The sequence below is a fragment of the Dongshaea marina genome (genome assembly GCF_003072645.1).
GTDB classification, from domain to species: domain Bacteria; phylum Pseudomonadota; class Gammaproteobacteria; order Enterobacterales; family Aeromonadaceae; genus Dongshaea; species Dongshaea marina.
In genome coordinates, this window is the sequence record NZ_CP028897.1 from 1,454,521 (window position 1) to 1,477,509 (window position 22,989).

The 22,989-nt window shown below is 52.8% G+C and carries 22 protein-coding genes, 1 tRNA gene and 2 pseudogenes; 14 read left to right on the forward strand and 11 right to left on the reverse strand.

Annotation, left to right across the window (positions count from 1 at the left end):
- Nucleotides 1-71 precede the first annotated feature (71 nt).
- From DB847_RS07135 to DB847_RS07150, 4 genes and pseudogenes are all read right to left on the reverse strand, one after another.
- Nucleotides 72-848, reverse strand: a complete 777-nt coding sequence (locus DB847_RS07135; protein WP_108650055.1) for a substrate-binding periplasmic protein — start codon at nucleotides 846-848, stop codon at nucleotides 72-74.
- Between the two features lie 86 nt (nucleotides 849-934).
- On the reverse strand, nucleotides 935-1,717 hold the full coding sequence (locus tag DB847_RS07140; RefSeq protein WP_108650056.1) for a substrate-binding periplasmic protein: 783 nt from the start codon (nucleotides 1,715-1,717) through the stop codon (nucleotides 935-937).
- A gap of 62 nt (nucleotides 1,718-1,779) precedes the next feature.
- On the reverse strand, nucleotides 1,780-2,481 hold the full coding sequence (locus tag DB847_RS07145) for a substrate-binding periplasmic protein (protein WP_108650057.1): 702 nt from the start codon (nucleotides 2,479-2,481) through the stop codon (nucleotides 1,780-1,782).
- A 126-nt stretch (nucleotides 2,482-2,607) separates the two neighbouring features.
- Nucleotides 2,608-3,455 (reverse strand): annotated as a pseudogene (locus DB847_RS07150) (23S rRNA (adenine(2030)-N(6))-methyltransferase RlmJ).
- 268 nt (nucleotides 3,456-3,723) lie between these two features.
- Between DB847_RS07150 and DB847_RS07155 the strand changes: the two are divergent.
- Complete coding sequence (locus tag DB847_RS07155; RefSeq protein ID WP_108650058.1) at nucleotides 3,724-5,016, forward strand: M18 family aminopeptidase; 1,293 nt, start codon at nucleotides 3,724-3,726, stop codon at nucleotides 5,014-5,016.
- Nucleotides 5,017-5,073: 57 nt separating this feature from the next.
- On the opposite strand, the gene DB847_RS07160 is transcribed toward DB847_RS07155, so the two are convergent.
- Nucleotides 5,074-5,832, reverse strand: coding sequence for a DsbA family protein (locus tag DB847_RS07160; protein WP_108650059.1), 759 nt, complete (start codon nucleotides 5,830-5,832; stop codon nucleotides 5,074-5,076).
- 207 nt (nucleotides 5,833-6,039) lie between these two features.
- Here DB847_RS07160 and DB847_RS07165 point away from each other — a divergent pair.
- From DB847_RS07165 to DB847_RS07175, 3 genes are all read left to right on the forward strand, one after another.
- Nucleotides 6,040-6,130: transfer RNA gene (locus DB847_RS07165), tRNA-Ser, on the forward strand.
- Between the two features lie 173 nt (nucleotides 6,131-6,303).
- Nucleotides 6,304-6,561, forward strand: a complete 258-nt coding sequence (locus DB847_RS07170) for a hypothetical protein (protein ID WP_108650060.1) — start codon at nucleotides 6,304-6,306, stop codon at nucleotides 6,559-6,561.
- Between the two features lie 11 nt (nucleotides 6,562-6,572).
- Nucleotides 6,573-6,776, forward strand: a complete 204-nt coding sequence (locus DB847_RS07175; RefSeq protein ID WP_159084441.1) for a DUF3592 domain-containing protein — start codon at nucleotides 6,573-6,575, stop codon at nucleotides 6,774-6,776.
- 1,149 nt (nucleotides 6,777-7,925) lie between these two features.
- On the opposite strand, the gene DB847_RS07180 is transcribed toward DB847_RS07175, so the two are convergent.
- Complete coding sequence (locus tag DB847_RS07180; protein WP_108650062.1) at nucleotides 7,926-10,334, reverse strand: zinc/cadmium/mercury/lead-transporting ATPase; 2,409 nt, start codon at nucleotides 10,332-10,334, stop codon at nucleotides 7,926-7,928.
- Nucleotides 10,335-10,524: 190 nt separating this feature from the next.
- Here DB847_RS07180 and DB847_RS07185 point away from each other — a divergent pair, with 190 nt between their 5' ends.
- Entirely contained in the window at nucleotides 10,525-12,492 is a 1,968-nt protein-coding gene (locus tag DB847_RS07185) for a flagellin N-terminal helical domain-containing protein (RefSeq protein WP_159084442.1), read from the forward strand.
- A gap of 129 nt (nucleotides 12,493-12,621) precedes the next feature.
- Here DB847_RS07185 and DB847_RS07190 read toward each other — a convergent pair whose 3' ends face one another.
- The 5 genes from DB847_RS07190 to flgA form a co-directional block, all read right to left on the reverse strand.
- Nucleotides 12,622-13,518 carry a hypothetical protein gene (locus DB847_RS07190; RefSeq protein ID WP_108650064.1) on the reverse strand — a complete coding sequence of 299 codons (897 nt, stop codon included), beginning with the start codon at nucleotides 13,516-13,518 and terminating at the stop codon, nucleotides 12,622-12,624.
- A gap of 226 nt (nucleotides 13,519-13,744) precedes the next feature.
- Entirely contained in the window at nucleotides 13,745-14,506 is a 762-nt protein-coding gene (locus DB847_RS07195; RefSeq protein WP_159084443.1) for a substrate-binding periplasmic protein, read from the reverse strand.
- 131 nt (nucleotides 14,507-14,637) lie between these two features.
- Nucleotides 14,638-15,156, reverse strand: coding sequence for a flagella synthesis protein FlgN (locus tag DB847_RS07200; RefSeq protein ID WP_108650066.1), 519 nt, complete (start codon nucleotides 15,154-15,156; stop codon nucleotides 14,638-14,640).
- Complete coding sequence (gene flgM, locus DB847_RS07205; RefSeq protein WP_108650067.1) at nucleotides 15,153-15,434, reverse strand: flagellar biosynthesis anti-sigma factor FlgM; 282 nt, start codon at nucleotides 15,432-15,434, stop codon at nucleotides 15,153-15,155. The genes DB847_RS07200 and flgM overlap by 4 nt, the downstream gene beginning before the upstream one ends.
- Nucleotides 15,435-15,510: 76 nt before the next feature.
- Nucleotides 15,511-16,218, reverse strand: coding sequence for a flagellar basal body P-ring formation chaperone FlgA (flgA, locus tag DB847_RS07210; protein WP_159084444.1), 708 nt, complete (start codon nucleotides 16,216-16,218; stop codon nucleotides 15,511-15,513).
- 273 nt (nucleotides 16,219-16,491) lie between these two features.
- Between flgA and flgB the strand changes: the two genes are divergently transcribed.
- From flgB to DB847_RS07255, 9 genes and pseudogenes are all read left to right on the forward strand, one after another.
- On the forward strand, nucleotides 16,492-16,860 hold the full coding sequence (gene flgB, locus DB847_RS07215) for a flagellar basal body rod protein FlgB (protein ID WP_108650069.1): 369 nt from the start codon (nucleotides 16,492-16,494) through the stop codon (nucleotides 16,858-16,860).
- 12 nt (nucleotides 16,861-16,872) lie between these two features.
- On the forward strand, nucleotides 16,873-17,298 hold the full coding sequence (gene flgC, locus DB847_RS07220; RefSeq protein ID WP_108650070.1) for a flagellar basal body rod protein FlgC: 426 nt from the start codon (nucleotides 16,873-16,875) through the stop codon (nucleotides 17,296-17,298).
- A gap of 3 nt (nucleotides 17,299-17,301) precedes the next feature.
- The gene (locus tag DB847_RS07225; RefSeq protein ID WP_108650071.1) at nucleotides 17,302-18,027 is read left to right on the forward strand and encodes a flagellar hook assembly protein FlgD; all 726 of its coding nucleotides are present in this window, start codon (nucleotides 17,302-17,304) and stop codon (nucleotides 18,025-18,027) included.
- A 17-nt stretch (nucleotides 18,028-18,044) separates the two neighbouring features.
- On the forward strand, nucleotides 18,045-19,253 hold the full coding sequence (flgE, locus tag DB847_RS07230) for a flagellar hook protein FlgE (protein ID WP_108650072.1): 1,209 nt from the start codon (nucleotides 18,045-18,047) through the stop codon (nucleotides 19,251-19,253).
- A 10-nt stretch (nucleotides 19,254-19,263) separates the two neighbouring features.
- Nucleotides 19,264-20,001: a flagellar basal body rod protein FlgF gene (locus DB847_RS07235; protein ID WP_108650073.1), complete on the forward strand. Its 738-nt coding sequence runs from the start codon at nucleotides 19,264-19,266 to the stop codon at nucleotides 19,999-20,001.
- Between the two features lie 22 nt (nucleotides 20,002-20,023).
- A complete protein-coding gene (gene flgG / locus DB847_RS07240) occupies nucleotides 20,024-20,809 on the forward strand; it encodes a flagellar basal-body rod protein FlgG (RefSeq protein ID WP_108650074.1) in 786 nt (261 codons plus the stop codon).
- A gap of 1 nt (nucleotide 20,810) precedes the next feature.
- Nucleotides 20,811-21,506, forward strand: coding sequence for a flagellar basal body L-ring protein FlgH (gene flgH, locus DB847_RS07245; RefSeq protein ID WP_234418531.1), 696 nt, complete (start codon nucleotides 20,811-20,813; stop codon nucleotides 21,504-21,506).
- Nucleotides 21,507-21,537: 31 nt separating this feature from the next.
- Nucleotides 21,538-22,613, forward strand: a pseudogene (locus DB847_RS07250) (flagellar basal body P-ring protein FlgI).
- 3 nt (nucleotides 22,614-22,616) lie between these two features.
- Nucleotides 22,617-22,964 carry a rod-binding protein gene (locus tag DB847_RS07255; protein WP_108650075.1) on the forward strand — a complete coding sequence of 116 codons (348 nt, stop codon included), beginning with the start codon at nucleotides 22,617-22,619 and terminating at the stop codon, nucleotides 22,962-22,964.
- Nucleotides 22,965-22,989 lie beyond the last annotated feature (25 nt).

The window sequence follows — 22,989 nt, forward strand, 5'->3', positions numbered from 1 at the left end:
GCCTAACGCTCTGCCGTTATCTCAGTTGCTGAGCATAGAGCCAAACCTTCAATGCTCGAGAGCACTGAGATTCAGGTTCCCATCTTCCAGTTTCTGAAGCACTTATTTTGGGTCTTCTTAAAGGACTCCTGCTTGGACAGCTTGGTCATCCCGCGATTAAATATTTCTAGGAGCTTCGGACTATCCGCGGAAACCCGGTTAAACAAAAGGTGCAGGTTGTTGACCGAGAAAGCAAAGGGGGAGTGGGTGATCTCTGTCATAGTCTCGACAAAGGTGTAACGAAGCTGGTAGTAGCCTACGCACAGGTTGTGTGGAAACAGATCGATGCTTCCCGCCAGGAGTTTTTGGAAGTTCTCCTCATCACTATCGGCTTCAATCAGGGTTAGGCTTCCCTTTTCCTTGAGCTCATCAAACTCTTTTCCATAAAAATAGCCCCGGGTGATCCCAACTCTTAACCCCTTGTGTTTATCAAGCTCCTCCCAGTTGAAAGGGGCTTTGGGGCTGTCTTTTCGGTAAAACCAGTAGTAGTTGGTGCGAAACACAGGGACACTGTACAGGAAGTCTTTAGCGCGCTGCTTGTTGTAGATCCATCCCAGGGTTGCCTGAAACTTGCCCTGTTTTGCCTGATTGTAGGCATCTTTCCAGGGCATCACCTCAATTTCGGCCTGGCGATTCTCAAGGGCAAAGGCCTGCGTTGCTATCTGCGAGGCGGTACCAAATCCCGGAAGTTGTGCCGAGGTCCAGGGGGCCACTCGCCGGTCGAGATATGAATGACGGGAGATGCCTGAGCAGCAGCAAGCCACCAATACAATAGCAGTGAGATCAGGATCCTTGGCATCAGGGTTCACCCTTACACAGCACTTTAATTTAAGGGTAGCTCAGTTGCCACAATTGACCGGAGCCAGCATTGAGTCGACTGAGCCCGCGTTTCCAGCTACTGACGGACCGCCCTCTGTTGACCGAGTCGCCAATTACGAAAGCATTTATTCATCGTTTTTTTGAAAGATTTTTGTTGCCTTAGCTTGTTCATTCCCCGGTTGAAGGTTTCAAGCAGGGCCAGGTTTCCCGGAGTGACCTTGTTAAAGATAAGGTGGATATCATTCACCGAGAGGGGGGAAGGGGAGTGGGCAATTAGAGGCATATCTTCGGTAAACTGGTGGCGCAATTGATAGAAGCCGACACACAAATTGTGGGGAAAGAGATCGATCTCTCCTGCCAGCAGTCGCTTGAAGTTCACAAGGTTAGTCGAGGCCTCTTTGATCTGGAATCGTCCCTTGCGTTTTAGGGCATCAAACTCCTCTCCGTACCAGTAGCTGCGAGTGATCCCTATGTTGAGATCCTGGCGGTTTTGTAGTGTATCCCAGTCAAAAGGTGCCTTGGGGTTATCTTTTAGGTAAAACCAGTAATAGTTGGCCCTGAATACCGGCTGGCTGTAATTAAAATCCTGAGCGCGTTGCTTGTTATAGATCCAGCCAAATGTGGCCTGAAACTCTCCCTGCTTGGCGCGTTGGTAGGCCTGGGTCCAGCCAAAGAAGTGAAAGCGGGTCTTATACCCCTCCAGCGCGAAGGCCTGGGTGACTATTTGTGAGCCATTTCCATAGCCATCCATCTCGGCCGAGATCCATGGAGGCCACTCACCTGTGCTGATCTCTACCCTGGGGGTGGCGTAACAGACCGCTGTTCCCAGCCACAAGAGGAATATCAGTCGCGCGTTCATCTCCGCTCAGTGATATCTGAGAAAACTTACCTAAAGCATAGCTTAGAGGCTGCGGGCGTGAGCTATTGGGCCCTTCGGGACAGAGGGTTCTTGGAAGCCCAGCCACTAAAGCAGCGTTTCTTGCCTTTACGAAAACTGTCCTGCTTGTGCAGGATCTCCATCCCCAGGTTAAATTGCTTCAAAACCTCGAGTCCGGCAGGGGATTTTTTGCTGGTGAGCAGGTAAAAGTCTGTGATCATCAGGGGGGTTGGGGAGTAGCTGATGGTTTTTATTCTCTCCCGAAAGTAGCTGCGGAGCAGGTAGTATCCGGTACACAGGTTACTTGGGAATAGATCGATCTCTCCTTTGAATAATCGCTCAAAGTTTTCGGTATCTGTGTTGGCGATCACTACGGTGACCAGGGGGCGCTGCTTGAGGGCATCAAACTCCTGGCCATAGCGATAACCCTTAGTTGCACCGACCATCAGCCCCTGATGCTTGCCAAGATTTTCCCAGTCAAAGGGAGCACTACTATTGGACGGCAGGTAAAACCAGTAGGTGTTTGCACTAAAGATGGGAGTGCTGTAGTGGAACTCTCTTGCTCTGTCTTTAGTCCGGATCCAGCTGATAGAGGCATCATACTTACCCTGGCTGGTCTGTGGCAGGGCCTGTGACCAGGGGAGAAACTCATAATCGGTTTCGATCCCCTGCTGAGCGAAGGCCGCCGAGACTATTTGGGAGGCGGTTCCATAATGAGGCAGATGCTCAGAGTTCCAGGGGGCCATTCACCGGTCGCAATTTTTACCCTGTCTTGAGCCAACAGAGTGAAGGCTGGCAGAAGTAGCAACAGCAATGCATAACGAACCATCTGGAATACCCCAAGATCACTACCTCCTTTGAGGATAGCTCAATCAGTCACTCTGGATGAGCCACTCTAGTTGCCACTTTCCTGCGCCGTCGGGACTCAGGGCCCGATGGAGTTTTGGCAGTAGGGTTTCAATCTGCTGATCGAGCTGCCAGGGGCATTAATGATCGCCATGCCAGAACCATGCATACCATACTCCTCGGCCTGGGGCTCGACCGAGAGCTCGGCGGTCAGCAGGTTATTCAGGGGGAGCTCGGCCAGGGAGCTGAGCATCCGTTGGCTGTGATCGCGCTGTTTTGCCAGCAACGGATACCAGATGGCAAAAATGCCGGTCGGCCAGCGACGAATCGCTCCCTTAATGGTTTTTACAACCTGCAGATAATCCTCTTTCATCTCATAGGAGGGATCGATCAGCACCAATCCCCGTGACGGGGTCGGAGGCAGGATCCCCGGCAGTCCCTCAAAACCATTGCGGTGATGAATACTGATCCGCTGGTCTCCCCGCATGTTGCGCCTGAGATTCTCGATTTCGTTGTTGTGTAGCTCCATTAGCACCAGCTTGTCCTGCTCTCGCAGCAATCGACGGGCGATCTGTGGAGAGCCAGGGTAGGTGGCGTTTGCCGTTCCCAGAGAGTCCTCTAACAGATCAAGGTAGTCACTGATCTGCGGCAGCTGCTGTTTAACGGCCTGGATCCGGACAATTCCCTGCTGGTATTCGGCGGTCTTTTGCGCTTCGTCACTGCCAAGATCATAGAGACCGGCGCCGCTGTGGGTATCGATGTAGATGAAAGGCTTGGATTTAGCCTTGAGCTTATCGAGTAACAACTGCTGGATGCTGTGTTTGAGCACATCGGCATGGTTGCCAGCGTGAAAACCGTGACGGTAACTAAGCAAGAGAAAGTACTCCGAAGAAAAACGGCTAGCTAACTATGAATTGGCCCTAAAGGCAAGTGAATTTTGCTGACCCTGTTGATGCCTCCAGCCTGAAGCTGTCGGCATTTTAAAATGCTTAGCTCACGAAGCTCACTTAGCCATCACCAAGAGGGTGTGCACAGTGAGCCACGACTTTTGCTATGTCCGGCTCTCAAAGTGGCTGGGCTAATATTTGCGGGCGCAGCTCCTTGGAGTAGTATGAGGCTTTTCGATTCTCACGAGATTGTTCATGCAAGCATTAGCCCGTCAGTTTATCGACTTTGTTCATCGTTCCAGCTCGGTGTTTCATGTGGTGGAAAATAGTGCAGAGCTCCTCACCCAGCAGGGTTTTGAAGAGCTCTATTATGACAAGCCCTGGTCACTTAAGGCCGATGGTAAATACTTTGTCAAAAAAAACCATTCATCCCTGGTCGCCTTCGCGATGGGAGAGGGTGAACTTACCACCCAGGGGTTTAGGATCACCGGTAATCACACCGACACTCCGGGGTTTCGGATTAAGCCAAACCCTGAAGTGAGCGCCGAAGATGCTTACCTGCGGCTCAATACCGAGGTGTATGGCGGACCGATCCTCAATACCTGGATGGATCGGCCTTTGAGTGCTGCCGGGAGAGTGATGCTTAAGTCCGAAAACCCACTACGGCCCGAGACTCGGCTGGTGGATCTGCAGGACCCCATCTTGATTATCCCTAACCTGGCGATTCATCAGAATAAGGATGTGAACAGTGGTTTTGAGCTCAACAAGCAAAACGATACCCTGCCGGTGCTGACCCTGCTCAATGATGAGCTGGAAAAAGAGGGACTACTACTTGGATTGATTGCCAAGGCCTGTGATGTGCCCCAGGAATCGATCCTCGATTTTGATCTGTTTTTGTATGAGCATGCCAAAGGCGAGCTGGTGGGTTTGAACCAGGAGATGCTCTCCTGTCCGAAAATCGATAACCATGTTTCACTGTTCTGCGGACTACGGGGATTGTTAGAGTCTCAGGGGGGGCAGGGGATCAGGGTTTTAGCCTGCTTTGATAATGAGGAGATTGGCAGCAGCACCAAGCAGGGAGCAGACTCGAATATGCTGCTCAATACATTAAGGCGCATCGCCTTTAACCTGGGACTCGATGAGGAGGGCTTTTACCAGGCCCTGTATAACTCCTTTATGATCTCCGTTGATGGTGCTCATGCGGTGCATCCAGCCCAGGGGGCTAAAACCGATCCTGTGATTAAGCCCAGAATGAACCAGGGGCCGGCGATTAAGCTCAACGCCAACCAATCCTATACCTCAGATGCCTATTCGGTAGCTGTGGTCAAACAGATCCTGGAACGTCACCAGCTACCCTATCAATTCTTTGTGAACCGCTCCGATGCCCGCAGTGGCTCCACCATTGGACCCATATCTTCGACACACCTGGATATTAATGCCGTGGATCTTGGATTGCCGATGTTGGCGATGCACTCGGTGCGCGAGTTATGTGGCACCGACGATATCTTCTATCTCAAGGAGCTCCTCAGGCACTACTACTGCCTGTAATTCTCGGCAGAGCGAAAAGAGGAGGCAAGCCTCCTCTTTTTGTTAACCAGGAGTGAGCTATGACTTGGAAGATGCTTCCTTGAGGGCTTTGATTAATATTTTCTCTGATTGAATGCCACGATAGATGGTGTTGCCTATCACAAAGGTTGGTGTGCCACGGATCCCCAGTTGTCCCGCCAGGCGAATGTTTTCACTGAGCTGCTTTTTCACTGCATCACTGTCCATGGCTTCCTGAATCTTGCCCCAATCGAGCCCCAGCTCTTTGGCTGATTTTGGCAGGGTTTTTTCGGAAACATTGCCTATCTGGCTCAGCAGTAGATTACGAAATTCCATGTATTTTCCAGGATAGAGCTGATGAACGGCCAGGGCTGCACGGGCTGCCTGCATCGAAGACTGACTGAGGATCGGGTACTCTTTGTAGACGTAACGGATATTTGGCTTTGATTTGAGAAGTGACTGGGTATCACGGTTCATCCGCTTACAGTAGCCACAGTTGTAATCAAAAAATTCAACGATGACCTGTTTGCTCTTGGGATTACCCGCGACAGGATCGCCGGGATTAAAAAATAATTTTGCAGCGTGGCGCTTAATCAGATCCTGCTGTTGCAGTTTTTGTTGTTGGAGCTGTTTCTTTTGCAGTGCCTGAGCGGCTTCAACCAGGATCTCCGGGTTTTGCAGCAGGTAGTCGTGAATAATTTTCTCCACGGCTTGTTTATCCAGAGGTGTGGCGTTAGCAGCAGGCAAAGAGTTCGCTGCACTGGCACTAGAGGAGATGAGTAGCAAGAGGCTTATCACCAGAGAGTAGAAACGAAACATAGCATCCCTTCTTTGAATCGAGTTTCATGTGTTGAGCATGGGCAAAATTTTGGCATTTGTAAAAGAAAATACGCTGGGAGCTGGTTTGTCAAAGTAGGCTCGACGATTCGTTCATAAAACTGCTTAAATAACCGGCAAACAGAGGGTTGAAGCCAAAAAAGGGTTTACAAGGCCTGAGCTTCCCGATAGGATTCAATCCGAAATCGCGGAGAGATGGCTGAGTGGTTGAAAGCACCGGTCTTGAAAACCGGCAAGGGTTAATAGCCCTTCTAGGGTTCAAATCCCTATCTCTCCGCCACTTTAGAAAAGCCGACCCTTGGGTCGGCTTTTTGCTATCTGGTGCATTTTCATCCCATCTTTTCTGGCTGCGAGTGTGTTGCCACTCAAGGATTATTTGGTCGCCGCTTACTGTCTCCCACGGATTATGGTAGCTTCTAGTCGGGGGATGTCTCCTCTTTTCAGGGATGATCTATGAAATCACAATTGACCACCAAGGACTGGGCGGCTCTGCTATTGGGCCTCATTTGCCTTATTGCCTCATGTTATATGCTAATTAACGCCTATCGCCCTTTGTTGTGGAGCCAAACAACCGCAACCATAGAATCTGTCGATCTGATCCCGGCGATCCAGGCAGGGGATGAAACACGCCTGACGATCCACTATCGTTTTGAGGCCGATGGTCGGGAGATCATAGGGCAGAGAGTGAACCCCTGTATGGAAATCGCCTGAGTGCCGAACGATTGCAGCGCCTGCACAACACGCTCAAAGTGGGTGATAAGATTCAGGTCTGGTATCAGGAGTCAGCTCCCGGCCAGGCAGTGCTTGAGATGGGGCTTGATCCCCGACACTGGGCCATGGTTGTTTTATTGCTGCTGGTTGCTCTGGCGATGTTTTCGACGGCTCTCGTCAAACAAAACCGCAGGGCGCGGGTGATACCAGGATAGGATTAATTGTGCTGCGCACGGCTGATTTGCAGCTGCGCTGCAAGGGCCGGTGCTGACCGGCGGCAGGCAAAGGGGCAAACGCCTTTCCCCTTTGCAATTCCCTTGCGCCCCAGAACTCTGTGAATCCTCGACTTTCCTAAGGATTAAGGTACGGCTTAGACGCAATTCCAGCCGCACTTGATAGCATTGCATGCAGCTAATGTTGTGGCTTTGCCACAGATGTGTCGGGGCGCCGACAGAGCCTGACTTTTGTATCGGCAAAAGTCAGCAAAACCTCCCTTCGCGTGATGGGTTCCTCCATTAAGCTGCGGCGCTCGACATCCCTGTCTCGAAAATCATAAGCCACAAGTCTATAGCTCAACACTATGCTCGCTCACGGGGAATTGGGCCCCGTCTATTTGCGCCGAGGGTTTCAAGTAGGAGCAAAGGGTGAGTGCCAAGGATGCCACGAAAAGGCAACCAGTACAGGGAGGTTCTGTTTGCCTGTACCTCTGCGAATTTGAAACTTGAGGATGAAGCAAATACCGGGGTGTCCTTGGGAGTGAAGAGGGTATTGGACAAGCAATACCCTCTTCCCGCAGCCGCTCGGCAGCGGCAAATGTGCCGCAGGCACAAAAAAGCTGACTGCAGGTCAAACTATCCCGATTCTCTTTGTACCATAGCGAATTTATGGTCGCGCTGCGCGCGGCTAATTTGCCGCTTCGCTGCATGGCCCGAATCACCGGGCAGGTGAGTTACTTTTCTATCAAGAAAAGTAACCAAAAGTTCGCTCCACACTGCGAGTCCCTCCGCAGAGCTGCGCACCTCGACATCCCTGTCTCGAAAGCAAAAACAGCAAGATAATCACTCATCTCGGTGCTCGCTCACGGGAGGACTTCCCCTTTGATTCGTCCTTGAAAATCATAATGCGAGTGAAGCCGAATGGGAGGACGCCATGAGTGCATAGCCAAGCTTAGGGTGAAGTCTCTCCCTGAGAGACAGAACGAGAGATAGGGATATCGAACTGGGGAGGCATATCATGGATGGTATGCGGCGTGTCTATACTGAGCTTCAAGGAGTAAGTGATTTTCAGGATTTCCACGAATCGAGGGGCACCCTCGGGGTTGTTAGGGGAACACTCTGGTGTGGAAGGGGCCGAGGCCCCTGAGTTTACTTCTTATAGCGCAGCAGTCGCAGCGCATTGAGGGTGACCAGGGCCATGGTTCCGGTATCGGCTAATACCGCAACCCACAGTCCGGTGAGTCCTACCAGGCTGGTAATCAGGACGATCCCCTTGAGCCCCAGTGCCAGGGTGATGTTCTGGCGAATGTTGTGGCGGGTCGCTCGGGACAGGCCAATCATGTTAGCAAGCTCGATGATCCGGTTGTGGGTCAGGGCGGCATCTGCGGTTTCCAGCGCAACATCCGAGCCTCCGCCCATGGCGATCCCTATGCTGGCCTGTTTGAGGGCCGGGGCATCATTGATCCCATCGCCAACCATGGCGACATGCCCCTTACGAGCAGCCTCGGCGACCGCCTCTACTTTATCTTCGGGGAGCAGGCTCGCCTGGTAATCTATTCCAAGTTTGCCAGCGATCACCGCCGCCGTTCCCGGGTTATCGCCGGTGAGCATCAGGCTGTTGATCCCGAGTTTTCTGAGTTCAGCTACCGCCTGGGTGGCATCGTCACGAAGCTCATCACGCAGGGCAATGATCCCCTGGGGCTCGGCATCGACCCAGATCACCACCAGAGTCTTTCCTTCGCTAATTAGCTGCTCCTGCTGTTTTTGGGCTAGCTGACTTAGTGCTGTTGCCTGCTCGGGTGATTTTCCGGGGGCCAGAAGCTGTACCTCCAGCCCATTGATTTCGCCACGAACGCCCCGGCCGGCCAGGGCGGTACGGTTGCTTGCTTCACGCAGTGCCACTCCCTGTTCGGTTGCATACTGACAGATGGCGGTTGCCAGGGGATGGTGGGAGCCCAGCTCTACCGCATAGGCGATCGCCAGAAGTTCGGACTCACTCAGGGTGCCCGTTGCAATCAGGTCGGTGACCTGAGGTTTCCCCTGGGTCAGGGTGCCTGTCTTATCAAAGGCCACGGTTTCGACCTGCCCCAGTTGCTCCAGGGCGGCGCCTCCCTTGATCAGGGCTCCGCGCCTTGAGGCGGCGGCAAGGGCTGAGGTGACGGCTGCCGGAGTGGAGATCACCAGAGCGCAGGGGCAACCGATCAGTAGCAGGGCTAAACCGCGATAGATCCAGACATCCCAGCTCTGGGCAAACGCCATGGGCGGGATCAGGATCACGGCCACGGCAGCCAGGATCATCATCGGGGTGTACCAGCGGCTGAAACGGTCAATAAAGCGCTCTATCGGAGCCTTTCGCTCTTCGGCCTCTTCAATCAGGTGCAGAATACGGTCGATGGCATTTTGTCCCTGCTTGGAGACAACCCGTAACTGGGCGGTTTGATCCACTACCAGGCAACCGGCCATCACTTTTTCACCCTCCAGGCGTTCGATCGGGATAGACTCCCCGGTCAGGGCGCTCTCATCAAAGCTTGCCTGATCCGAAACCAGCTCAACATCGGCAGGAAGGCGGCCACCGGCACTGACTTCAATCAGGTCGCCAGGCTTAAGCGCACTGACGGCGACGACCTGACGTTGCCCATTGCGCAGCAAGGTAGTGGTATCCGGCACCAGCGCCATCAGTGATTTAACTCCCTGACGGGCTCGGTTGGCGGCGTAAGCTTCGAGCTGTTCGCCGATAATAAACAGCAGCATCACCATACCGGCCTCACCGGTTTCACCGAGAAATAGTGCCCCTATGGTGGCGATACTCATCAGGGTTTCAATGGCAAAAGGGGTCCCGGTGCGTGCCAGCTTCAGGGCTTTTTGTCCGACAGGGAGCAGGCCTCGCATTGCGGCCAGGCCAAACAGAATTTTAGCTGCAAGGGGGTTATAGAAGTGGGTTGCGAATCCGGCCAGCATCAGGATGCTCAGGGTGATCACCAGGTGATAACGAACGAAGAAGCCCTGGCTCTCAGCCTCATCTTCATCATTGATGAGATTAAAACCCGCCTTTTTGACCGCCTTGGTGACGATGCCGGCACTGCTCCCCCGATGCAGATCAACCACCAGTTTCTCTGTGGTAAACAGCACCCTGGCTTGCTCCACTCCGGCTAAATTCTTGACGGCATTTTCTATCTTACGGGCGCAGCTAGGGCAGTCCATCCCCTGGATTTGCCAGCTAACACGGGTGGTTTGATCCGCTGTCCCAGCGAGTGGCGATGGCTCATCACAGCTGTTGCCATTGCTGTCTTGAGCTAAGTTGGATTGGCTGGTTTTGGAAGAGGGGGATTTTGAGGTGGAACATGCGCTCTTTGAGGCGCTACAGCAACTTTGACGGGGCGATGCCTCTTCATCCTCTGTGCTATCAGCAGAGGTGTGAGTGGCATGTTCGGCACTCGCTGAGGCTCTGGCACTGACGGCTGCTACAGACTGGCTGGCACAGCAGCTGGCACCGTGAGGCGTATCCTTGGCAGAGCGATCGAGTTGGGTTGAGTGGGTATGATTACAACGTAAGCACATAACAGGACTCCTGGCTTTTTTTATGAGTTTAAACCTTGGACCTTAGTCAAAGGTCAAGACAGAAAAGAGGTTATGGTTATTGGTTATCAGCAGTGATTGCTAACACCATTTAGTTATTTGAATAGCGAAATCGGCATTTATTGGGTATTTGATCTCTATGGCCTGTTGTTATCTTGTCAGGGGTTCGGCCGTGGTCACAATCAATTCGATGGTCTCTAATGCAACGAGTTTTCTGCAGCTACAACGCGCTCAACAGGTGCTGTTTAACAGTGCCGAGAAGCTCACTTCTGGCAAGCGGATCAATAGTGCAGCCGATGATCCGGCGGGACTTGCGATCGTCAACCGGATGAATTCACAGATCCGTGGCGATAATCAGGCTATTCGTAATGCCAACGATGGGATCTCCATGACTCAGGTTGCCGATGGAGCCCTTGCCAGTGCAGACTCGATTTTGCAGAGAATGCGCGAGCTGGCGGTTCAGGCGGGTAACAGTACTCTGTCCGAGAGTAATCGTCGGGCGATTCAATCCGAGTTGGGTATGCTCTCTGATGAGCTGGCTTCGATCGGCAGTCAGACCCAGTTTAACGGGATCAATGTGTTCAAAAACCAGGGAAGCCTCAACTTTCAGGTGGGATTTAACTCCAGCGTGCAGCTCAACATGGGGGGATTGACCGGGAATACCCTGGAGCAGGGGATCTCAGCCGCCCGGGGCGATCTCAACGGTGGACGGGTGGAAGCTGCAACCTCCGGGATAGCGGCGGGCAGCGTCACCATCAATGGGGTGGATTTGGGAGCATTAACGGCATCTAGTGGCGGTGATGCGGATCTCAAGGCCGATCTCATCAACCAGCAAACGGGGCTGACTGGAGTGACGGCCAGTGCAAGCAACCTGATCGAGGGGCAGGCGGTCGCTGCCGATACCTCTGTCGGTCAGGGAATTCAGGTGACGATAGGGGGCACCACCACCACTCTCAATGGGGCCGCCTCGGTGGATGATTTTGTCGCACAATTTAACCAAGAGGTCGCCGGGGCCCAGGCGAGTATCACGGCCAGTGGTGCGATCCAGATCTTCAATGATACCGGCAAGGATATCACCCTGACCGATAATGCCCTGGGCGATCTGGGTCAGCTGGGGTTAGAGGCCGGTACTTTTGGTGGCAGCATCGCTCTGAGTAGTGCTACGGGCGATCCGATTCAAGTCGGGCTATCTGCATCCGGAAGCTTTGAGGACCTCAGGGCGTTTGGCTTTAACCAGCAAACCGGGGCTTCGCAATTAACCGGTGGCGAGGTCAGTGGACAGGCGATTACCAGTGCAGATGGGATTGAGATCAATGGTGTGGCCCTGGGGGCTTTGGGTACCTTAGGGAGTGAGCTTGGCGCCGATGAGCTGGCTCAGGCCATCAACTCTATCAGTGACCAGAGCGGGGTAACGGCGAGCGCTTCAAACCAGCTGGATCTCAGTGTCGATCTGAGTGGATTGCAAAATAACAGTGCCTTGGAGCTCAATGGTGTGTTTGTGTTTTCCGGGTTTAGTGTTACCAGCCTGGGGGATGCCATAAATACCATCAATGCCGCCGGGATCTCAGGGATCACCGCCAGTGCCACCACCGAGGGTGAGCTGCGGCTTTCCAGTAGCAGTGGGGCAAGTATCAATATTGAGAATGGTGATACGGCTTTCAGCCAGGAGGGGAGTGCGATTAGCAGTAGCCTTACCCAGCGTGGCCAGTTGACTCTGGAGGGAGAGGATGGCCGGGAAGTGAACATCAGCTCCTCGGCAGCCATAGGTCAGCAACAGGCCGCTCTGGATAAATTGGGACTCAGTGACGTGGGAGGTTTCAGTACGGATACGGGGAACAATGTAGCCAGTGTCGAGAATGCCGGATCCCTGATCGCCAACATTGACCGTCTGAGTGCCGAACTCACACAGGCGCGCAGCGCCCTTGGCGCAACCCAGAACCGTTTCGTGTCCACGGTCAATGGCTTGTCTGACAGCATTATCCAGAACTCGGCCGCCCGCTCACGCATTGAGGATGCCGATATGGCGCGTAGCATCTCCGAGTTTCTGCAGGCTCAGGTAGCTCAGCAGGCGGGGTTGATTATCCAGGCTCAGTCGCAAAAGGCTGAGCGGGGAGTGATCTTTTCCTTACTCAGAAGCTAGTACTGATATTTTGTAAAAGAGTCGATTACCCCTGAGCTAATTATGCTAGCAGTAAGTCTGAGCCTCTTCAGTGAGGTTCTTTTTCTGCTCATCGGTTAGATTCTGTAAATTCAGTGCATAGGGTTACCATTATTTTTCATGATGAATACAGTAACTTTTATTTCCTGACACCAGGGATAGCCTATCGCCCTTCCAAAGATAAGAGCATACCTGGGGAGGGGTATTGTTATAGAAATTCATATAGTAGAGGCCATCTTTTTGGGTTATGAAGGGGGTATCAGTGAAGAGGTACCAACCTGAGCCATCAATGCCAAAGTTGTGGTAAATCACATCCCCAAAGCTGATGTTTTTCCAGCTGTCTCCCTGTTTCTCGTATATAGTATCGATTCCTGAGGTTCTCAAAGAGCCTCCTCCGCGGTAGGCAAATAGATAGTCAGGGGAGCCGTTATTGTTGATATCTACTTTGTAAACCTGCCCATCAGCAGATGAAGCCTGGCTCTCATTTTTCATGTGAGAGGCTAGCAGTTTTTGGATTGCGGAAGGATTGGAGATAGGCTTGACGGGGGCACCAAGCTGATGTTTCTGAGCGGGCAGCTGCAGCTGATAGTTAAAGGCGGTAATTTTTATCAGAGTATTGTCAGTTGCGCTAAACCAGATGTTTCCGGCATCAAACATAGCACCCTGGTAGTTACACCAAAGCTGATGCTCATTGATAGAGGCGATCCGGCTTCGGATCTCGGGGGGCATAATCCTGTTGTAGTTGGAGATAAAATAACCACGATTGATGATCTGGTGCTGCCCGTCCCTGAGATAGACTTTGAGCGGGAACCTGAAAAATTCAGCCGTTTTGCTGGGAGTACCATTTTCAACGGCTTCTTTAAAACCAACGAGGGTTTGATGGATAAGCCTGCTGTTATAGCCATTATCGTGACAGCCCGTTTGCTCAAAATCCGCTACGGCATAGCTGGGAAGTGAGAATAGAACACTCAGGCCAATCAAAAAACAAGCAGCGCAATTTATCTTCATAACTATTTTGCAGTGAAAATTTTAAAGAATGTTAGCGGCAAGGTACGAAAAGTAGCCGTGAAAATTAAGAGCATCAGTGCACTGCTCATAGTTGAAGGGGAGTGGGAAATAAGAGCTTTTTGATGGCTCAAAATCGTATTTTCCGCATATTTGGCGGGCGGTTCGAAAATAGCTCCCTATGCCAAGGATTATGCCGTGAACTCACAGGCACAGGGTAGCATCAGGTTCAGTGAAGGTTATTCATGACATGGTTATCAACAATGCGCTGGTAGGTACCGTCTTTCTGCATCTTCTCTAATACCCTGGTGATCTCTTGCTGGAGCTGTTTTAGATTTGGATATTTAGACTTTTTGGAGAGGATCAGGTAGGCGGCTTGTTTGTTACCGATAGAGGCGATAGGCGCAATTTTATGGCTCAGGTTCAGGGTACCGAGATAGTACTGCATCACCTCCAGATGGCCGATAACTCCGTCAACGCGCTGAAGGTCCAACATCTTAAGGTTATTGATATTCTTGCCTTCATTTACCCTGAACTTATGCTGCTCCATGGCTTTTTGAAACGCATCGCTGATAAAGGCGCCGCTCTCTTTGGCGATAACCTTTCCATCTAAGTCACTCAGAGAGCTGAAAGAGAACGCATTCTCTTTATTCACAAAAAGATGCATCGCTTCGTAATGCAGTGGCGCCGTATAAAGGCTGAACTCCTGGCGCTGCGGTGTCAGGAATGCCGCAAACCCGCCATCGACCCGGCCCGCTTCGACTTGAAGCATCACCGACTTCCAGGCGGTCGAGACTATCTTGACCTCCAGGTTCAGCCGATTGGCCATCTCCTGCACAAGGTCAATATCAATCCCTGATAGCGCGCCATCTTTCATGTAGTTGAAGGGGGGGAAATCGTCCACGGTTGAAAAAACCAGGACAGGTTTGGAGAACGCATAGTATCCCCAGGAGCTTAGGAGGATAAGGCAAAATAGAATAATGCGTTTCATGGGGTACCCTGGTGTATATGCCTTCAACGATTCAAGACTTGGAGTCAGTATCTTCTGTAATTTTAGTCTATCTCCCTCTTTTAAACCTTTGCTTCCTACTTTGTGCATCAACACCGTTCTCGCTTACATCATTAGGCGATCGACTCAGTTGCCTTGGTAGTGATAGCGACTCTCCTGTCAGCACTCTCCCAGCAAGACGCCGAGCTTTTCGGGGGGGACTGTAAATTGGGATGCTGATGTGGAGCCTTACTCAGGAGGCGGTTGATGAGCTGTTGCTGCTGAGCCATTAACAGGCCGTTATTCTGGTTGAGCTGGTGACAGGCGTTGATCTCATCAAGATACGCCTGCCATTGCCGGACGATGGGATTGGCGATCTTGGGTGGAAGTTTCTTTAGTAACTGGGTGATACCGGTCTTATCGGCACTGAACCCGAGTGCTTGCAGCAAACCGTCTCTTTGTTGTCCCTGATGGTCAATGGATTGCAAAAGTTGCTGTTGGCACTCTATCAGACGGTTTATCTCAGCGCTGTTACACCGATGAAGCGCTTCACTGAGCTGCTGCATCACCCGGTTGAGTTGCTGCAGCTTCTGTGTATCCCTTGCTATTAGCTGGTACAGTCGTTGGATCTTTCGGGCAAGGGGCTGATTCATGAAGACTTACCATTGTGAATACTGGCTCCCATATCCAGCAGATTATCTGCCAGCTGTTCGATGTCAACATTGAGTGAGCCTTGGCGAAGCTGCTCTTTGATCTGCTGAACCTTGAGGTTATCAACCTCAGGGGCCGCATCCAGACGCTGGCGAGCCACCTGGGTCAGAATATCTGAGCCAGGCTCAGCTTTGGTCGGTTGAGAGCGGCTCTCTCGACTCGATGGGGGAGCCTCACTTAGGGTGACCGGGCGAATGAATGAGAGTTTGTCGATGCTCATGAGAGTGTCCAATAAATCCTGATTGTTGTTATATTCGACGCAAGTTGCCGATTGTTTATAGCCAGGTTGAAAAAGATCAAAAGTGAGTTTGCACCTGGTGATGATTAATGACCTCAGCCCAGATCTGTTTATGAGAGCTTAGATTGCGTACCCTTATCTGTTGGTGGAGCTTGCCACTTTGCAAGGCCATCCCGGGAGCCGTGATCTTCAGGTTTCCACTCTGGGCGATAATATTAATATGTTCACCCCGCTCTATCATCGCGCCTCTCATTACGCTCACTGGAGTGATCACCTGCCCGGGAGGGAGCGGCCGGCGAACAACCATCCCCAAGAGTGGCTTACGGGCACTATAGTAGCCGGCATAAAGGGTACTGAGATCCTGCGTTCGGTAGCCCAAATCCGAGAGAATAAGTTTATGCTGGCGGTGAAGGGAGGCGTTGCTGACAACGACCCTGGCATAGATATGGGCATTGACCCTGGAAAACAGTTGCCAGTGCGTTTGCGGACTTTGGCAAATGAGCCGGACGGTGAAGTGGCCCAGAGGCGCCTTGCTGCCCAACATGGGCTCCACCTTGACCGGGTTCGGGCAGGGGGCAACCCCCTGAAGGAGCAGGGGGGAGATATCCAGTTGATAGCGTCCGGAGCCTTGCTCCTGAACCATCTTTTCCAGGATGGGATCCAGGTGTTGGTGGATCGCCTGGTTAAGCTGAGATTGGAGCACGCTTCCATAGGCCAGTCCAGTAAACAGCCAAAGCAGTGTGATGTAGCCGATCCTCTGTTTCATCTGTTCTATTATCCCACCCATCCGGTGGCTAGTTTAGCCTGAATCCTCCTTTCACAGAAAGACTCATCTCTATCAAAATTAAGACGGGAGTATTTTGATGGGACCTTCTCATCAATCCTCTCTTGGGCGGAAATAGAGTTTACATTGGCTTCCTCCGCCCTGGTACTTCCGGAAATATCATTTCACATATTGCTCAATGTATTGAAAATAAAGGAATTTAATATTGGCATTATTTTTGCTTAAGAGTGGGCTTTTGTTGGTTCAGAGGTGAAAGTGAGTATCAAGCTGGAGCAGGCCCTGGGAGCCCATGTCGATATGCTGCGTTTTCATATCCAGCGGGCAGAGGTATTGGCCGGCAATATTGCCAACGCAGATACCCCGGGTTATCAGGCCAGAGACCTGGATTTTAATGCCTATGTTACCGATGCTCAGGCCAGGCTTGAGGGGGTCGGTGCTCCCGCCCTGAGTCGGGAGCTTAATTATCGTATCCCGGAGCAATCGAGCGCCGATGGCAATACGGTTGAGATCGGTCAGGAGCAGGCTCGCTTTTCCCAAAATGCGATGGATTATCAAACCAGTTACAGCTTTCTCAATATGCAGCTTCGAGGTCTGAAGCAGGCGATTGAGGGGCAGTCCAGCTAAGGCAGGAGCGAGATGTCACTCGATTCAATTTATCAGATCGTCGGCTCGGCGATGAATGCCGAAACGGTCAGGCTCAATACGGTTGCCTCCAACCTGGCTAATGCCAATAGTGTGGGCGGGAGTGAGAGCGAAACATATCATGCCAAAAAAACCGTGTTTGCCACGGTTTACCAAAATAACCTCGCGGGCTCATCCTCTCCCGACTATGGTGCATCGGTTCGGGTTGCCGGGGTGGTCGATAGTCCCGAGGCTCTGGAGCGGCGTTATCAGCCGGATAACCCCAAGGCCGATAGCAAGGGCTATGTCTATGCTCCCAATGTGAATCCTGTGGAAGAGATGGCAGATATGATCTCGGCATCGCGTAACTTTGCAACCAATGTTGAGGTACTCAACAGTGCCCGGGGTATGCAGCTCAAACTACTTAAGCTTGGAGGCTAAGTTGTGAATACCTCAGTGAATGCTCAGAACAACACCCTGCTGTCCGCGGACAACACCCAGCAGCCAGTTCAACAGGGGATGGATGTTGATGAAAACATGTTCATGACCCTGATGCTGGCGCAGCTTAAAAACCAGGATCCGACCGAGCCACAGGATAGCTCTGAGTTTTTGAGTCAGCTGGCGCAATTCAGTAGCGTCAGTAGTCTGCAATCCTTGCAGAAGCAGGTTCAGGGACTGGCCTATGGACTGAGTACCGCCGTGGATCTGACGGCAACCAGCATGGTGGGAAGCCAGGTTCTGTTTGCAACGGACAAGGTTGATCTGACCCAGGACGGTAAGGTTCAGGGGCAACTCAACTTGGGGGATGATGCCAAGCAGGTGACGCTGAATATCTATGATGAGGATCATCAGCTGGTGGACTCCGTAAACCTTGGAGATCATAACCAGGGAGCCTGTGCCTTTACCCTGGATCAGAGCGAACTCAAGCTCAAGCCGGGCCACTATCAGATCTCGGCAACCGCAACCATCGGCGGTGAGCCAACACCGCTGCAAACCAATATAGCGGCCCGGGTGGATAGTGTGGAGCTGGCTCAAAATGGCATCTATCTGCACTTAGAGGGGATGGGGGTGATCCCTATTGAGCAGGTCACCCAGATCACCGGCGGGGCCGACAAATCGTCCGGCTCATCGGCACTCATGTCTCCCTTTACCCTCAATCACCACCTTTAATCTCTACAGGAGTAATCATGTCTTTTTCTATCGGACTTAGCGGATTGAATGCTGCCAGCGATGAGCTGGAGGTGACCAGTAATAACATCGCCAACGTCAATAGCGCAGGCTATAAATCCTTTCGCAATCAATATGCTTCTGTATATAACCAGTATGCCCCGGGTGGCGTGCAGCTGGCGGCACAGACTCAGCGCTTTACCCAGGGTAGTTTTCAGGAGACCGGGCGTTCTTTGGATATGGCGATTCAGGGCGGCGGTTTTTTTGTGGGTTCGATGAATGGCCATCAGGTCTACACCCGGCGTGGCTATTTTCAGCTCGACAGCCAGGGGGTCATTACCAATGATCTGGGGATGAAGTTGCAGGGCCATCCGGTGGATGGCGACGGCAATCTGCAAAACTCTGTGGTGAGTGATCTGCAAATTCAAAAAGGTGATATCGCGGCCCGCTCCAGTGGCAATGTTACCATTAGCGCGAATTTGAATGCCGGAGATGAGATCCCGAAAACCACTCCTTTTGATGCCAGTGATTCCGATAGTTACAACAGCTCTACCTCGGTCAATATCTATGACTCCTTGGGCAAGCAACATAGTTTGAAGGAGTACTTTGTCAAAGGAAAGACTTCAGAGAACCCTAGTATCACTACCTGGACAGTCCATTACACGATGGATGGTCGATCTGTGACTAATAATGGGGGGGAGGATACGTTGAAATTTGATAGTTCAGGAAAGCTGGTGGATTACAAGCCTCAATCTTTGACACTGGATCCTAGTGGTGGTGCCAGCTCCATGACCACCAAGGTGGATCTGAGCGGTATGTCGCAGTTTGCCTCCGATTTTAGTATCAACAAGGCCACCCAGGATGGCTACGCCTCGGGTCAGTTCACCAAGCTATCGGTGGATGATAAGGGGCAGATCTTCGCGGACTACTCCAATGGCAAAAGAGAGCTACAGGGGCAGGTGGTGATGGCCTCTTTTAGCAATGAAAACGGCCTGCACCCAGTGGGTAACACCGCCTGGGAGCAAACCTCCAGTTCGGGGGAGGCGATTATTGGCTCTCCGGGAAGCAGTCAGCTGGGGGCGCTCAAATCGGGTGCGGTGGAGCAATCGAACGTGGATCTCTCCCAGGAGCTGGTCACCCTGATCACGGCCCAGCGGGACTATCAGGCCAATGCCAAGACGATTCAGACCGCTTCTAAACTCAACAGCACCCTGATGCAGATCATCTAAGGGGAGAGTCATGGATCGTTCTCTATACACAGCGATGACCGGCGCTTCGGCGGCGATGCAGGTGGAGGCGCTGCACTCCAATAACCTTGCCAATGCTAATACCCCGGGGTTTCAGGCGGCGATCGCACTTGCCGATAGCCAGCCTGTCGAAGGGGATGGCTGGCATAGCAGGACAATGGCTGCGGTGCGTGATGGTGGGTTGTCCGGTCGCAGCGGGGATGTGATCGTGACCGGTCGCGCCCTGGACGTGAAGCCCTCCGAAGGGGGCTATCTGGCGGTAATGGATCCCAGTGGTAAAGAGGCCTATACCCGGGATGGGAGCATCCAGGTCAATGCCAGCGGCGAGATGACGATCAAGGGGCTTCCCGTGATCGGCAGCTCGGGCGGGCCCATCATGGTTCCCTCCTCGGCTCAGCTGCATATCGGCGAGGATGGCACCATTTCAATGGAACAGACCGCAGGCCAGGGGATGGTTGAGCTGGACCAGCTCAAGCTGGTGCAGGCCTCTCCCCGAGATCTGGAGCGGAGCAGCAGTTGTCTCATCTATGGGCGTGATGGCAAAACCTTTGGCGCATCTTCAGCTATCCGGGTGCGCTCCGAAGCCCTGGAGGGAAGCAATGTCAATCCGGTGGAAGAGATGGTGACCGTAATGTCTTCAAGCCGCCAGTTTGAGATGCAGCTGAAAATGATGGAAACCGCGAAAACCCTTGAGCAAAGTGGCGATAGCCTGTTGCGCTCCCCCCTATAACCCAAGTATGGAGTTTTAAATAATGAGTTCATCCCTTTGGGTCAGCATGACCGGCCTTGAAGCGCAGGAAAAGCAGATGTCAGTGATATCGAACAATCTGGCAAATGTGAATACCACGGCCTTTAAGCGGGATCGCGCCTCCTTTGAGGATCTGTTCTATCAGACGGAGCAGGAGGCTGGTGCCATGGCAAATCAGCAAAATGAACTGCCGGTTGGCCTGCAGCTGGGGACGGGGGTTAAGGTGACAGGGACCGAAAAGGTTTTTACCCCGGGAGACATCAAAACCACCGGACAGCCTCTGGATCTGGCGATCGCGGGTCAGGGGTTTTTCCAGGTTCAAAAGCCTGATGGCAGCATCGCTTATACCCGGGATGGCCAGTTCCAAAAAAATGCCGATGGCACCCTGGTGACCATGGAGGGGCTTCCAGTACAACCCTCGATCACCATTCCGGATGATGCGACCAGTGTCAGCATAGGTACCGATGGGACCGTATCCGTGACCCAGGCCGGCAGCACAGACTCCCAGTCGCTGGGGCAACTCACCCTGGTCAGCTTCGTGAACCCCTGTGGCCTCAAGGCATTGGGAGGGAATCTTTATCAGCAGACGACCGCCAGTGGCGCGCCAAACGAATCTATTGCGGGCCAGGATGGTTTGGGAGAGATCAAGCAACACTCCCTGGAGGGTTCTAATGTGAGCGTGGTTCAGGAGATGGTAGACATGATCTCGACCCAGCGTGCCTATGACATGAACTCCAAGGTGGTTTCGGCCGCCGATCAGATGCTCAAAGAAGTCAGTCAGGTAGGCTAAATTGACGAACCTAAGTAACCCGAGCCTGCGTACTTGCCTGCTGTTGGTGTGCCTGCTGCTGGCTGGATGTGAAAACCTCAAGCTGGATCCCAAGCCCGGAGAGGATGGCTACTCGACCCATAATTTTCCATCCAGCCACATTGAGCATCAGGATGGTAGCCTGTTTGGAGGCGGGGCCTCCATGATGCTGTTTAGCGATCACCGGGCGCACCAAACCGGCGATATCATCACCGTGGTGCTCAATGAACATACGGTTTCCGACCATAAGTCCGGCACCAAGATCAACAAGAGTAATAGTGACGATCTGGCCAGTCCCGTGGTGTTTGGGCATACAGGATCTCAGGTATTTGGCGGCTCGATTGAAACGGGCCTTAAGTCCTCGCACAAGTTTGATGGTAACACCAATTCGATGCAGCAAAACCTGTTGCAGGGGCAGCTCACCGTGGTGGTGGAGGGGGTGATGCCAAACGGCGTATTGAGCATCAAGGGTGAGAAATGGATCAAGCTCAACCAGGGCACCGAATATGTGCGGATCACCGGCTATATTCGTCCCGAAGATATTAATGATCTCAACCAGGTCTCTTCCCAGCGGGTCGCCGATGCCAATATCGCTTATTCCGGAACCGGTGCCCTGGCCGATGCCAATCGGCAGGGGTGGCTGAGCCGGTTCTTTAGCAGCTCCTGGTTCCCTTACTGAGGTGGTGATGAAATATCGTATCTTGCCGGTTATGTTTCTAATTCTGCTCAGCTCCTGGGCCCGGGCCGAGCACCTGCTGGATCTGGTGGATATCCAGGGGGTACGGCCGAATAAACTGGTTGGTTATGGGTTGGTGGTGGGCCTGGATGGCAGTGGCGACCGTACCACACAGACCAAGTTTACCGCCCAGTCGGTGCGTAACATGCTCGATCAGTTCGGGGTTCAGGTCGATGGGAATCTGAACCTGAAAAATGTGGCTGCCGTATCTGTGACCGCCTCCCTGGCGGCAGATATGCGCCCCGGTCAGTCACTGGATGTCACTGTGGCCTCGATAGGGGATGCTAAGAGCTTGCGTGGCGGCACTTTGCTGATGACCCCCCTCAAGGGGTTGGATGGCAAAATCTACGCCGTTGCTCAGGGGCACCTGATAGTCGGAGGGGTGAAAGCCGAGGGGCGTAATGGCAGTGGCGTGACCATTAATATCCCAACCGCCGGACGGATCCCGGGGGTGGAACCGTGGAACGTTCGATCTCTTCGGCCTTTGATTCCTCTCAAACTCTGACCCTGAGCCTGCATGAGCCAAGCTTTGTCACCGTGCGTAATATTGAGCGGGCGATCAACGGAATTTTCGGGCCGGGTGAGGCGATCGCCCTCAATGATCGCTCAATTCGGATCAAGGTTCCTCTTGAGAGCAATCAGAGGGTGACCTTCATGGCGATGCTTGAGCAGACCAACGTGGCTACCGGTGAGCCTCAGGCACGGGTAGTCATCGATGCCAGAACCGGCACCGTAGTGTTTGGCGGGGACGTCCGGATCAAGCCGGCGGCAGTTGCCCACGGCAACCTGGTGGTCCAGGTGAGTGAGGATTATAAGGTGAGTCAGCCCAACGCTCTGAGCAAGGGGGGAAGCACAGTGGTGGCGCCTCAGTCCCAGGTGCAGGTCAAGGGCAATGAACCGGCGCATCTGTTTTTACTCCCTGCGGGCACCACATTGGAGAAAATAGTGGCGGCGCTGAACAGCGTGGGCGCCTCTCCAACGGATCTGATGGCGATCCTTGAGGCCCTGAAAAAAGCGGGGGCCCTGGAGGCCAAACTGGAGGTGATATAACAGATGAGCATCAAGATACCCGGCAGTCAAAGCTACTTTGATACGACGCAGCTCCAGAACTTGCAGGGCGAGGGGAAAACCTCTCAGGCCCTGGGTCAGGCCTCCGATCAGTTTGAGGCGATGTTCTTACAGATGATGCTAAAAAGCATGCGCGATGCCAATCAAACCCTTGAGCAGCACAGCCCTCTGACCAGCCGGGATCAGCAGCTCTACCAGGGGATGTATGACGATCAGTTAGCATTTGAAATAAGCCGCAAGCACGGTCTGGGCCTGTCTGAGATGCTGGTTCGCCAGCTGGGTGGGACGGTTCAGCCCGATGCCGATCCCAAGGGTAATAAAGACAAAGGCTAAACATTTATGCCCGGGTGTCGAATTA